The 13,016-nt window shown below is 55.0% G+C and carries 10 protein-coding genes and 1 tRNA gene; 6 read left to right on the top strand and 5 right to left on the bottom strand.

Translation table 11 applies throughout. The features are described from left to right. Genes ABXG94_RS06680 through ABXG94_RS06670 form a run of 3 tightly spaced genes read right to left on the bottom strand, consistent with a single transcriptional unit; the run spans window position 1 to window position 3,069 of the window. Window positions 1-900: a carbohydrate ABC transporter permease gene (locus ABXG94_RS06680; protein WP_353533052.1), complete on the bottom strand. Its 900-nt coding sequence runs from the start codon at window positions 898-900 to the stop codon at window positions 1-3. Continuing rightward, window positions 893-1,765, bottom strand: coding sequence for a carbohydrate ABC transporter permease (locus ABXG94_RS06675; protein ID WP_353533051.1), 873 nt, complete (start codon window positions 1,763-1,765; stop codon window positions 893-895). The genes ABXG94_RS06680 and ABXG94_RS06675 overlap by 8 nt, the downstream gene beginning before the upstream one ends. A gap of 59 nt (window positions 1,766-1,824) precedes the next feature. Continuing rightward, window positions 1,825-3,069 carry an ABC transporter substrate-binding protein gene (locus ABXG94_RS06670; protein WP_353533050.1) on the bottom strand — a complete coding sequence of 415 codons (1,245 nt, stop codon included), beginning with the start codon at window positions 3,067-3,069 and terminating at the stop codon, window positions 1,825-1,827. Window positions 3,070-3,290: 221 nt separating this feature from the next. Here ABXG94_RS06670 and ABXG94_RS06665 point away from each other — a divergent pair, with 221 nt between their 5' ends. The 3 genes from ABXG94_RS06665 (at window position 3,291) to ABXG94_RS06655 (ending at window position 6,942) form a co-directional block, all read left to right on the top strand. Beyond that, window positions 3,291-4,028 carry a response regulator transcription factor gene (locus tag ABXG94_RS06665; protein WP_353533049.1) on the top strand — a complete coding sequence of 246 codons (738 nt, stop codon included), beginning with the start codon at window positions 3,291-3,293 and terminating at the stop codon, window positions 4,026-4,028. Further along, entirely contained in the window at window positions 4,028-5,473 is a 1,446-nt protein-coding gene (locus ABXG94_RS06660; protein ID WP_353533048.1) for a sensor histidine kinase, read from the top strand. The genes ABXG94_RS06665 and ABXG94_RS06660 overlap by 1 nt, the downstream gene beginning before the upstream one ends. An 83-nt stretch (window positions 5,474-5,556) precedes the next feature. Further along, a complete protein-coding gene (locus ABXG94_RS06655) occupies window positions 5,557-6,942 on the top strand; it encodes an FAD-binding oxidoreductase (RefSeq protein WP_353533047.1) in 1,386 nt (461 codons plus the stop codon). Window positions 6,943-6,990: 48 nt separating this feature from the next. Here the strand turns inward: ABXG94_RS06655 and ABXG94_RS06650 are convergent. Continuing rightward, window positions 6,991-7,064 (bottom strand) — tRNA-Gly (locus ABXG94_RS06650). 156 nt (window positions 7,065-7,220) lie between these two features. Further along, entirely contained in the window at window positions 7,221-7,700 is a 480-nt protein-coding gene (locus ABXG94_RS06645) for an ester cyclase (protein ID WP_353533046.1), read from the bottom strand. A gap of 122 nt (window positions 7,701-7,822) precedes the next feature. Here ABXG94_RS06645 and ABXG94_RS06640 point away from each other — a divergent pair, with 122 nt between their 5' ends. The 3 genes from ABXG94_RS06640 (at window position 7,823) to ABXG94_RS06630 (ending at window position 12,820) form a co-directional block, all read left to right on the top strand. Further along, the gene (locus ABXG94_RS06640) at window positions 7,823-8,719 is read left to right on the top strand and encodes a LysR family transcriptional regulator (RefSeq protein ID WP_353533045.1); all 897 of its coding nucleotides are present in this window, start codon (window positions 7,823-7,825) and stop codon (window positions 8,717-8,719) included. Between the two features lie 193 nt (window positions 8,720-8,912). Next, the gene (locus tag ABXG94_RS06635) at window positions 8,913-10,709 is read left to right on the top strand and encodes an ABC transporter transmembrane domain-containing protein (RefSeq protein ID WP_353533044.1); all 1,797 of its coding nucleotides are present in this window, start codon (window positions 8,913-8,915) and stop codon (window positions 10,707-10,709) included. Window positions 10,710-10,939: 230 nt separating this feature from the next. Further along, entirely contained in the window at window positions 10,940-12,820 is a 1,881-nt protein-coding gene (locus tag ABXG94_RS06630; protein WP_353533043.1) for an acyl-CoA synthetase, read from the top strand. Window positions 12,821-13,016 lie beyond the last annotated feature (196 nt).

The raw sequence follows: 13,016 nt of genomic DNA, 5'->3' as shown, positions 1-13,016 counted from the left end.
TCACCCTTTCACGGATCCGGCGGTTAGACCGCGGATGAAATATTTACCGGCGACGACATAGACAAACAGCGTGGGCAGGGCAGCGATGATCGCGGCGGCCATATCCACATTGTATTCTTTCACGCCAGTGGTGGAGTTTACGATATTGTTCAAAGCAACGGTCACGGGCTGCGTTCCGGCTTGGCTAAAGGACACGCCAAACAAGAAGTCATTCCAAACCTGCGTGAACTGCCAGATCACGGTCACAACGATGATCGGCAACGACAGCGGCAAAAAGATCGACCAGAAGATCCGGAAGAACCCAGCACCATCCACCTTGGCGGCTTTCACCAACTCTTGGGGGATCGTCACATAGTAGTTGCGGAAAAACAGCGTTGTGAAGCCAAGGCCATAGATCACATGCACAAAGATCAAGCCGGGAATGCTGCCTGCAAGCCCCATGATCCCGAGCATACGTGCCATCGGCAACAGAACCACTTGAAACGGGATAAAGCAGCCAAACAACATCAGTGAAAAGATCAGGTTTGCGCCTTTGAAACGCCACTGCGCCACGACATAGCCATTTAACGCGCCAAGGATCGTAGAGATCGCCACCGCCGGCACTGCCATCAGAACAGAGTTCCAAAAATAAGGACGCAGTCCTTCACATTGAATGCCGGTACAGGCACCAGACCATGCGGTTGCCCAGGCTTCAAATGTCACTGAGCGGGGCAGTGAAATCAAACTACCGGTGCGAATTTCCTCAAGGCTTTTCAGCGATGTGGTGATCATCACAAACAAAGGCAACAGGTAATACAGCGCAAACAGGCCAAGCATCACATAAAGCAGCCACCGCAAAGCGATTTTACCATAGTCAGCGCGGGCGCTGTCTTGGGTTTGGGGCATCGATAAATCAGTCATTTTTCGCCCTCAATTCAGAGTAAAGGTAAGGCACAACAATGGTGAACACGACCAGCATCATCACCATGGCAGAGCTGGCTGCCTGTCCGATGTCGCCGCGTGAAAAGGCCATTGCGTACATGTATGTCGCTGGCAGATCGGTCGCATATCCGGGGCCGCCACCTGTCAGCGCGATGACCAGATCAAAGCTTTTGATCGCAAGGTGCGCTAGCACGATAAAGGCGGACAAAAAGATCGGGGCCATCGACGGTAATATGATCGCCGAATAGATACGCCATGTTGGTATGCCATCAACCTGTGCGGCCTTGATGATTTCTTCATCCACACTGCGCAGACCGGCCAGAAATAAGGCCATCACAAAGCCCGAGCTTTGCCAAAGACCCGCAAGCACAACGGTGTAAATCGCGTAATCTGGGTTCACAAGCCAGTCGAATTTGAAATTCTCAAACCCCCAACCCTGCACCATGGATTGTACACCCAAACCAGGGTTCAAAATCCATTTCCAAGCGGTACCTGTTACAATCATCGACAGGGCCATCGGGTATAAATAGATCGTGCGGATCACACCTTCGACGCGAATTTTCTGATCCAACAGGATCGCCAAAAGCAAGCCCAGGATCATCGCGATGCCAATAAACAGCGCACCAAAAATAAACAGGTTGTTCATCGCCGTATCCCAACGTGGGGCGGCAAACAGTTTTTGATATTGAATAATGCCTTCGATATCGTATTTGGGCAAAAGCTTGGATCGGGTCAAAGACACCCATGCAGTCCAGCCAATGAACCCGTAAACAAATATCAACACGGCGACGAAAGAGGGGGCAAGAACCACCTTAGGCAGGTGATCTTCTAACCAGTCAGACATATCGTCCTCCCGTTATTGGCCCGCCCCAGCATGGTGCCGGGACGTTGCCGTTATCGAAATTAATAGCTGTTTGCTACGGCGTCTGCCAACATCTGAACCGCGTCGCTCGAGGACATGTCAGAGTTAAAATGGGCGGTCACAACATCGGTGATTGCCCCAGATTGCGCACCACGCAGGGCCATGCCATGGGCATAGCTCGGCAACAGCGAACCACTTTCAGAACTGGCGTTCATGTCCGCAGAAGAAGTATGCGCGCAGCTGTCAAAGGCCTCCAAACCCACATCAACACGGGCAGGGATGGACCCTTTGTTCAGGTTGAACACTTCTTGAAAGTTCTTACCAACGATCAGTTTTGCCAACAGGGCCTGACCCGCTTCGTTGTCGTCGCCTTTGACGTCAAACATCGCAAAGCTGTCCACGTTGTACAAGAAACCCTCACCCGGCGTAGAAGCACATAGGAAATCTTCGCCCGGTACTTTGCCCGCAGCTAGGAATTCGCCTTTGGCCCAGTCGCCCATAACTTGAAATGCCGCTTCGCCATTCATGACCATGGCGGTTGCAAGGTTCCAGTCACGACCAGAAAAGTTTGGGTCAACATAGCCGCGCAGGGTGCGCATTTGGTCAAATACCGCAACCATCGTGTCAGATGTCAGCGTGTCTTTGTCCAGATCAACAAAGGCTTTCTGAAAGAAGTCCGCCCCCCCAAGGCCAAGGGCAACAGCTTCAAACACGGTTGCATCCTGCCAAGCCTGTCCACCATGCGCCAGCGGGATGATACCTGCTGCCTGCAACTTGACTGCCGCTGCGTTGAATTCGTCCCAAGTGGTGGGCATCGCAATGCCGTTGGCTGACAGGATTTCAGCGTTTGCCCAGATCCAGTCAATGCGGTGCACGTTCACCGGTGCCGCGCACCAAGTGCCGTCACATTGCATATGTGCCGCAATAGAGGCTGGCAAAACATCTGCCCAACCTTCGGCTTCTGCAACTGCCGAGATGTCAGTCAAAACGCCTTCTTCATACCATTCCTGAATGGCTGGGCCTTTCAGTTGAACCGCTGTTGGGGCGTTGCCTGACAGAACCCGTGCCCGCAGTGCTGTCATCGCCGCGTCACCGCCGCCACCAGCAACTGGCATGTCTGTCCATGTGCCACCGTTGGCTGCAAACTCTTCCTGCAGGACCGCAACCGATTTCGCTTCACCGCCAGATGTCCAATAATGCAGAACCTCTGCTTTAGGCCCCGCCATAGCAGAAGATGCCGCCATAATCGCGATGCTTGATACCGCTGATAATGCGATCTTTTTCATTCTGTATTCCTCCCAAAATTCGTGGCTCATTCCAAGCCAGATGCCCAAGCATGCTGCGCGGTCAGGTTTTAAATCAATCTAAGATCAGCGTCTTAAAGCCCAAGACTTTCAGTTTTTCCGCCCATCTGTTACCCATTGTTACCTTGCTCTTGATTTCGTTGCACAGTGTTACAATGACAAAAGGGCAAGCGGCCCAAAAGGGTCACAAAAGGAGGTTTCACTTGGCGATTCCACGTTTACTTGTCGTTGACGATGATGCCGACATGCGCAGCATGATGATACAGTTTTTGCGCAAAAACGGTTTCATCGCTTTGCCCGCCTCCACCGAACAAGAAATTCGCAACCATATGGACAGTGGCCGCATCGACCTGATTTTGCTGGATGTGATGTTGGGGGATGAAAACGGCGTCGAGATCTGTGGCCGATTGCGTCAGGACCAAGCTGTGCCAGTGATCTTTGTCTCTGCGCTTTCCGCAGACCATCAGCGTATGAGCGGCTATGAGGTCGGGGCAGATGACTACATTGCCAAGCCCTTTAATCCTGAACTTCTGCTGGCCCGGGTGCGCGCTGTCTTGACCCGTGCGCAGCGCAGCTCGTCACTCATATACCGCCGCCGGGTTTCTACCTTTCGCTTTGCCGGCTGGACATATGATGGCAAACGCGACGAAGTCTTATCGCCTGATGGTTTTCAGGTTACACTCAGCCAACGCGAAACCGGTCTTCTAAAAGTCATGCTGGCCAATCCGCATATCCCGCTGACCCGTGAGGAAATTGCCGCCGCACTTGATGTGACCGCTGCCCAAGACACCACACCAGAAGCCACTGGCCGCGCCATAGACGTGCTGGTCGGTCGCTTGCGCTCTAAGATAGAAACCAACCCCAAAGATCCTAAAATCATCAAAACCGAACGCGGCACCGGCTATGTTTTGGCCACCGATGTTCAGGTCCAAGACGGCTGATGCGACGACGGTTTGCCTTTCGAACCCTCGCCACAGGCTGGGTTATTTCGGGTTTTTTGACCGGGCTAATTTGTGCCAGCCTGTGGTTTGCCTCGTCGCGCGCCTGGGATCGCCATCTGACAGGTGCCTTTGCCGCGGGGTTTTCGATTTTTGAATCCCTGCGCACCAGCGGCGTGGCACCTGATGGTGTGCACATCACCACGCTCAGTGGTGCAGACCGTGGCAACGCCCAAGCCGGGAAATTTGAACGCATCAGCGGCACGCCAAAACCGGCCTATGTCACCAATATGTCGCTGCATCTTAATGTGAATAATCCCATCGAAGGGGCGGTGCTCTCGATTGTCGTGATCTCTGACAAACTGCGCTATCAGGTTTCTGAACTCTCGGCGCAAACCCGCCCCAGTGTGCCGGAAAAATTTGGGCAGCTGACGCGGCTTTTGGCGACATATTGTTCGCAGTCCATCATTTACACCCGTTTTGATGGCGGTGAATGGCAGCGCACCGATGGCACAGACCTGTGGGGTTGTGATGTTGCGCCCAAAGATTACCGGCTTATTGCCGCGCTTGGCGCCGCGGTGTTTCTGGCTGCCCTCATCACGCATGTCGCAAATATTTCCGCGACCTTTCAAACCTTTGCACAGGCGCTTTTGGCGCGTCGTCGCCTTGGAGGGCCTGCCAGCTACACCACCCAAGGCCCCGCCGAGCTGCGCGAGATCGTTGATGCGGTCAACATGTATCTAGAGGCCGAACGCGAAAGCCTTTCAAAACGCGCCACCGTGTTGTCAGGGGTCAGCCATGATTTGGGCACGCCCGCCGCGCGCCTGCGTCTGCGCACCGCCTTGATCGAAGACCAGGCCCTGCGTGCCAAGTTCGAAGGGGATATCGACAAGATGACCGGCATGATCGAAAGCGTGCTGACCTTTACGCGCGCGGAACTTAACGTCGAAGAGCCGCGCAAACTGTCGCTGATCTCGCTGATAGATGCGCTGGTGGACGACTACAGCGACACGGGCAGCCCGGTCTCGTTTCAGCGCGCTGACCCGGTTGTGGTCAAAGGCAGTGCCTCGCTCTTTATGTCGCGTCAGGGGCAGGGGATTGTGCCCGAAGACCGCCACGTCTTGGTCACCGCACGCCCCATAGCCCTGCAACGGGCCATCACCAACCTGATTGATAACGCGCTTAAATACGGGCGTCGCGCCACGTTGCGGCTTGAAACCAGTTCGGACACGGCCACCATTCTGGTCGAGGACGAGGGCACAGATCTGACGGTCGAGGCCATTCACCAACTGCTTGCGCCGTTTCAGCGCGGTGAAAATACCCAATCGGTTGATGGCACTGGGCTTGGCCTGACGATTGTCGCCACCATTGCCACCATGCATGGCGGCAATCTTAGTTTTGAAAAAGGCCCTGTCGGCCTGCGCGCGCGGCTGACCATTCAACGCTAAAAACTGTCGTCTAAGCGCCCGATCCCGCTTGCCTTTTGGGCGTCAAAGGTCACACTTGCCCGCAAATCCAGGAAAGGCCGTTTATGTCTGCTGCAAATATCCCCGCTGTCCTCACTGCCCTAAAATCGCTATTAGGGGACGGCCTGTCGACCGGCCAATCGATCCGCGAAATCCACAGCCGAGACGAAGCCCACAGCACCCCGATATTGCCCGATGCCGTGGTTTTCCCACAAAGCACCGCCGAAGTGTCAGAGATCGTCAAAATATGCGCAGCCCATGCTTGCCCGATTGTGCCCTTTGGGGTTGGCACCTCGCTCGAAGGTCATGTGATCCCGATCAAGGGCGGCATTTCCATGGATTTCAGTCAAATGAATCAGGTGCTTGATGTGCATCCCGAAGATCTGGACGCGGTGGTGCAACCGGGGGTCACGCGCACCCAATTGAACCAAGAATTGCGTGCAACGGGGCTGATGTTCACCGTCGATCCGGGGGCAGATGCAACGATGGGCGGCATGGCGGCCACGCGGGCCTCTGGCACCAACACCGTGCGCTATGGCACCATGCGCGAAAACGTCATGGCGCTCGAAGTGGTGCTGGCTGACGGCACCATCATTCAAACCGGGTCCCGGGCGCGTAAATCATCCGCCGGTTATGACCTCACCCACCTGTTTATCGGCTCCGAAGGCACCTTGGGCATTATCACCCAGCTCACCGTGCGCCTGTTTGGTCAGCCCGCAGCCATTTCAGCTGCCACTTGTGCGTTTGAAACTGTGGACGATGCCGTCAACAGCGTGATTGCGGCCATTCAATGCGGTTTGCCCATGGCGCGCATTGAATTGCTGGACGAAGTGCAAATGCGCGGTATGAACCTCTATAACCCAGATATGGATCTTCCTGAAAAACCGCATTTGTTTTTGGAATTCCACGGCTCCGATGCCGGGGTCGCAGAACAGGTCCATGCCTTCCGAGCCATCACCGATGAATTTGGGGCCTCTGATTTCAACTGGGCCAAAAAAACCGAAGATCGCAATCGCCTTTGGGCAGCGCGCCACAGCGCCTATTACGCAGCACAATCCCTGCGAAAAGGGGCAACCGCGGTTTTGACAGATTGCTGCGTGCCGATCTCCGCATTGGCAGAATGCATCGGGCAGGCCAAAGCCATGATCGCCAAAACCGGCCTGATCGCCCCGGTGGTCGGCCATGTCGGCGATGGCAATTTTCATTTGCAAATTCTGGTGGATCCGCAGAACGCCCAAGAAATTGCCACTGCGAAATCACTTGCCGCCAAGTTGAACCATGTGGCTTTGTCGCTGGATGGAACTGTCACGGGTGAACATGGGGTTGGCACCGGAAAACTGCCCTATATGCAGGCCGAACACGGCGCGGCCTATGGCGTGATGACCAACCTGAAACGCAGCATGGACCCTGACAATATCCTGAATCCAGGCAAACTGGTTGCGCTGAATTGATCGCGTAATTCGCAGTGTTATCAAAGTCTAAGGGGGTTTGGCATGACTTGGAGCGGGCGGCGGGAATCGAACCCGCGTCATTAGCTTGGAAGGCTAAGGTCTTACCACTACACAACGCCCGCTCAGTAAAGCTGGATGTATTTTATCCCGATTCTGAGGTCAATAGCTATTTGTGATTAGATCCCAAATTGGCCCGGCAAAATAGATCGCCAAACCATGTGCCGTCGCGCTTGGAATGCCAACGCGACGGTGTTTGATTTACGGGCTTTGGCAGAGACCTATTTGCCAGACAGCTGTTGCAGGGCACCGGCCCAGTCTTCCACGTGATGTGTCCGCACAATCTTGCCATCCGCAAGCTCGTGAATATCAATGGTCAAAATCTCAAAATCTCGGCCCTGACCATCAACCCCAAACAACGGCCCAACTGGCGTGCCCGTCGCGCGGCTGCGCACAGTCACAAATTCACCCGCTTCGTGCATCGCTTCGACGGACCATTCAAGATCGGGGATCAGCTGATCAAAAAAGCCCAGCTGCCCGACCAAGCCCTCGCGGGATTTGTTCTTGCCGGAATAGTCCCCAACGCTTTCCCAATTCTCTGCTGTGACACCCATAAACGCGGTCACGTGGCTTTCGGATCCAGGGTTGCTGAGCAAGTCATAAAACACCTGCACTGTGTCGGTGTTATCAGCAAAGGCCGCGGTGCCAAGGGGGGCCAATACAACCGAGGCTGCGGCGATAAGTTTTTGAGCTTTGTTCATGTCATGTCCAATCATTACTGCGGCGACGTGCGTTCCACTTCGCCTATGCATTCAACATGGACAAATCCACACTATTCCATAAGGTAGAATTGATAGATTTAACTGTTCGGATTTTTTACATAATGATCGACCGCCTGCGCCAAATGGCCATTTTTGCCAAAACCATTGACCATGGCTCTTTTCGTGGGGCCGCTGGGGCGTTGAACCTGTCACCCTCGGTGGTCAGCCATCACATCTCGCAGCTCGAAGAACATCTGGGCGTCGCGCTCATCTACCGCTCGACCAGAAAGCTCGCCTTGACCCGCGAAGGCGAAAGCCTGTTGGCCGCAACGCGCAAGATGCTTGAGGCCGCCGAAGGTGAGTTGCAAAACCTGACCACCCAAGCGAATTCGCCCAGCGGCGAACTGCGCATCACTTTGCCCTCTGTTTTGTCACAATCGCGATTGGTTGATCAAATCACCGCCTTCGCCTTGGCTTATCCGCGCATTCAGATAGCGCTCGATTTCTCTGACACCCAGCGCGAGATGATCGACGACGGATTTGACATCGCCATCCGAATGGGCCCGCATACAAAAAACACCGCGACGTCGCGCAACCTGTTTCAAGTTCGGCGGGTCTTGATTGCGTCCAGTGATTATCTTGCCAAGCAACCGCCGGTCAAAACGCCGAGTGGGCTTGCCAATTGGGATTGGGTGTCATTGTTCCCGGTGCAAAATACGCCACATGAATTCAAAGACCAAAATGGTCAAAGCGTGCTCCTTAAGCCCAAGTCACAGCTGTCTACCAACGACGCACAGTCGCTCTACCGTCTGGCGCGCGCCGGGGCCGGGTTGGCGATTGTGCCAGAGGTTCTTGCCAAAGACGATGTGATCCGCGGCAAAGTACAATACGTCTTGCCTGAATGGCAGTTGCCAAGTTTGAGCGTGTTTGCCGTTTGGCCAGCCAATGCCCCCAAACACGGGTTAATCCATCTCGCTCTAAATGCGTTCAAACAGGCTCCACAAAACGCAAGCCATTGATCTGCTCTGATCCACAAATCTGTATAAGCGAAATACAGCCCTTGCCAGGCTGACCCGCGCGCCAAATATGCCAAAGCACAGGAAAACACGGAAATTGCGCAAAATGCTCAATTTTGCCAAGCTCCGTCAATCCGCCGCACTTGACGATCTGGGGCAGGGCGGCCACTAAAGCCTAAAAGGCAAAGAGGACAAGATGGCACGTAACCCTACACCAGCCCCGAACGAAGAAGATCGGGCAAAATCCAAACGTGTTGGCGCATTGCGAGAGCTTGGTCCTTTCTTGCGCCCCTATAAAATTCTGGCGATGTTTGCGGGTTTGGCCTTGGTGCTGACCGCCAGCGTATCGCTTGTAATGCCCATTGCCGTGCGTCGGGTGATCGACAATTTCAACACTGCAGACAGCGCTTTGCTTGATCTCTATTTTCTTGCGGCCCTTGGGGTTGCCGCGCTTTTGGCGGTTGGCACAGCCCTGCGCTATATGCTGGTCACCAAGCTGGGTGAAAACGTGGTGGCTGACATTCGCAAAGCGGTGTTTTCACGCGTGATCAACATGAGTCCGGCGTTTTTTGAAAACGTCATGACCGGCGAAGTCCTGTCACGCATCACCACCGACACCACGCTGATCCTGTCGGTCATCGGCTCCTCTATCTCTATTGCGCTGCGCAATCTGCTGATCTTTCTGGGTGGGTTGGCGCTGATGCTCTTTACCTCTGCCAAACTCACCGGACTGGTGTTTCTGATCGTGCCCTTGGTGATTGTGCCCATTCTGGTACTTGGTCGCAAATTGCGCGTGCTCAGCCGTGAAAACCAAGACTGGATTGCCCAGTCATCGGGCAACGCTTCCGAAGCCTTGCTCTCGGTGCAAACCGTACAGGCTTTCACCCACGAGACCCAATCCCAACAAGCCTTTGTCGATGTCACCGATCTTAGCCTGTCGGCCGCCAAACGTCGGATCAACACCCGGGCGCTGATGACCACCATCGTTATTTTCCTGATCTTTTCCGGCGTGGTTGGCGTCTTGTGGATTGGCGCAAACGACGTGCGCGGCGGCCTGATGAGCGCAGGGGCGCTGATCCAATTTGTGATCTATGCGGTCATGGTGGCTGGCTCTGTGGCCGCGCTGTCAGAAATCTGGGGTGAACTACAGCGGGCCGCCGGGGCCACCGAACGCCTTGTCGAATTGTTGCAGGTGACCGACGCGGTCAAGGACCCAGAGGCCCCCAAGCTTTTGCCCCAGCCCGCCCGCGGTGAAATTGCCTTTGAGGATGTGAACTTCAACTACCCCGCGCGCCCCGACATGCCTGCCCTTCAGGACGTGTCGCTGACCATTCAACCGGGAGAAACCGTTGCCTTGGTTGGGCCGTCTGGTGCCGGCAAAACCACCATCATTCAAATGATCCAGCGGTTTTATGATCCGCGCGGCGGCCAAGTCACGTTTGATGGCATTCCGTTGACTGAAATGGCGCGCAGCGATTTCCGTGGCTCGATGGCACTTGTGCCGCAAGATCCGGTGATTTTTGCAGAAACCGCGCTTGAAAACATTCGCTTTGGCCGCCCAGATGCCAGCGATGCCGAGGTGCGTGCCGCTGCCAAAGCCGCCGCCGCAGATGAATTTATCACCAAATTGCCACAGGGCTATGACAGCTATGTTGGCGAGCGCGGTGTCATGCTGTCTGGTGGTCAGAAACAACGTATCGCCATTGCCCGCGCCATCCTGCGCGACGCGCCGGTCTTGCTGTTGGACGAAGCCACCTCCGCACTAGACGCAGAAAGCGAACGGCTGGTGCAACAGGCGGTCGATGAACTGGCCAAAACCCGCACCACCATCATTGTGGCGCACCGTTTGGCCACCGTGAAAAAAGCCGACCGCATCATCGTGATGGACGAAGGCCGGGTTGTGGCGCAGGGCCGTCATGACGAATTGGTGTCCCAAGATGGGCTTTATGCCAAACTGGCGCGTCTGCAATTCACCGCCGGTGAAGCCGCCTGACCGTAACCCCTTTGATGTTAAGACATTAAAGCGCTGTGCTCAAACGAGCCCGGCGCTTTTTTCTTGTTATTCTCCTTAGAGGAGAGGACACTGGGATTGACGGATTTCGACGTAACGTCGAAGTCGCGTTGACCTTTGGACATGCTTGCACCGGCCCAACGGTCTGTATTGTCTAACGGCCAAGCCTGAAAGCCATGACAAATTGGCAGGGCGACACAGGGGAGGATACCATGAGTTTTGCATCCATCGATGATCGCAATGCCATCGAGAATGAAATGCCGTATGACAAGCGCGATGTCGCTGTCACAATGTACGAATTTCTAACGCGGGTCCGTGACAAATATCCGGATCGCCCGGCGGTCAGCTATCAAATCACCTCTGGCCCGACAGATAAGGCCGAGACCCTGACATGGGACCAATTGCACAAAAAATCTGTACAAGCCGCCAATCTGTTTCGTGGCCTTGGCATCCAGGAAACTGACAGCGTCGCCTATGTCATGCCCAATTGCCATGAAACGCTTTTTGCGCTGATGGGCGGCATGATTGCCGGTATCGCCAACCCCATCAACCCCTTGCTGGAACCCGAACAGATCGCCTCGATCCTGCGCGAAACTGGGGCCAAAGTGGTGGTCACCCTCAAGGCCTTTCCCAAAACCGATGTGCCGCAAAAAGTCAAAGAGGCGGTGCGTCACGCCCCCGATGTGCACACTGTCTACGAAGTTGACCTCAACCGCTATCTCAGCCCGCCCAAAAGCTGGATTGTGCCGCTGATCCGTCCGAAAAACCCCGGTGAACACCACGCGGATGTGCTGAATTTCAATCAGGAACTCGCCAAGCAGAACACAACGCTTGATTTCGCCGACAGCCAAGGCGACCGTGTCGCGGCCTATTTTCACACCGGCGGCACCACTGGTATGCCCAAAGTGGCGCAGCACAAGTATGGCGGCATGGTGTATAACGGCTGGATCGGCAAAACCCTGTTGTTTGATGAACATGACGTGTTGATGTGCCCGTTGCCGTTGTTTCATGTCTTTGCGGTTCAGGTCATCATGATGTCCGCCATTGCCTCTGGTGCCCATGTGGTTTTTCCAACCCCGGCAGGCTATCGCGGCGAGGGCGTGTTTGACAATTTCTGGAAGCTGGTCGAGCGCTGGAAAATCTCGTTTATCATCACCGTGCCCACCGCTGTTTCCGCCCTGATGCAACGCCCTGTGGACGCCGATATATCCAGCGTCAATGTGGCCTTCTCTGGTTCAGCTCCCATGCCGATGGAGCTCTTTACCAGGTTTGAATCCGCCTCTGATATCGCGGTGGTCGAAGGTTACGGGCTGACCGAATGCACCTGCCTAGTGTCCTGCAATCCGCCCGCTGGCGAAAAAAAAGTTGGCTCGGTTGGTATCCCGTTTCCCCACACGGATGTGCGCATTGTGAAATCGACTGCTGAGGGCATGATCGAATGCGCCACCGACGAAGTCGGGGAAATCTGCGTGTCCAACCCAGGCGTCTACGTGGGCCACACCTATACAGAGACGGAAAAAAACGTCGACCTCTACTATGCAGACAAATACCTGCGCACCGGTGACTTGGGGCGTTTGGACGATGACGGCTATCTGTGGATTACCGGCCGCGCCAAAGACCTGATTATTCGCGGCGGTCACAATCTGGACCCCGCTGAAATCGAAGAGGCCCTGATGTTGCATCCCGCAGTGGCCATGGCGGGCGCAATTGGTCAGCCTGACGCCCATTCCGGAGAATTGCCCTGTGCCTTTGTCGAATTGGTCGAGGGGGCAGAGGTCAGCACGCAAGAGCTTTTGGAGCATGCCCACACCCATGTTCACGAAAGGGCTGCCCGTCCAAAACACATCGATATTCTGCCCGAATTGCCCAAGACCGCAGTTGGCAAAGTGTTCAAGCCGGATCTGCGCAAATCTGCCATCACCCGGGTCTATAATGCAGCCTTGGAAAAGGCAGACTGCCCGGCGCGCGTTGTCCAAGTTGTCGACGACAAAAAGCGCGGGCTGGTGGCCCAGCTTGCTCAAAATAGCGCGAATGAACATGATGTGGCCAAAGTACTAGGGGCCTTTACCCGCCCATGGGAGTGGGCCGAGTAGCACATGCTGGTGATCCGAATTGACCTTCATTTGAAGGTCAATTCTAGGCCCTTTTGTCAAATTTTTGCGAAATATGGCTGAGAAGCGCAATTTCCATAGGTTCCTTTTGGTTTCGTATCTTTTCAAACGAGCAATTATACGCTAACAGATTGCGAACTGATCGTGAGGAGGGCGGTCACAGTTGCCGTGCGATGGC

Source organism: Cognatishimia sp. WU-CL00825, from assembly GCF_040364665.1.
GTDB lineage: Bacteria > Pseudomonadota > Alphaproteobacteria > Rhodobacterales > Rhodobacteraceae > Cognatishimia.
The sequence above is the reverse complement of the archived record's forward strand: the minus strand, read 5'-3'. Positions and strand labels throughout refer to the sequence as shown.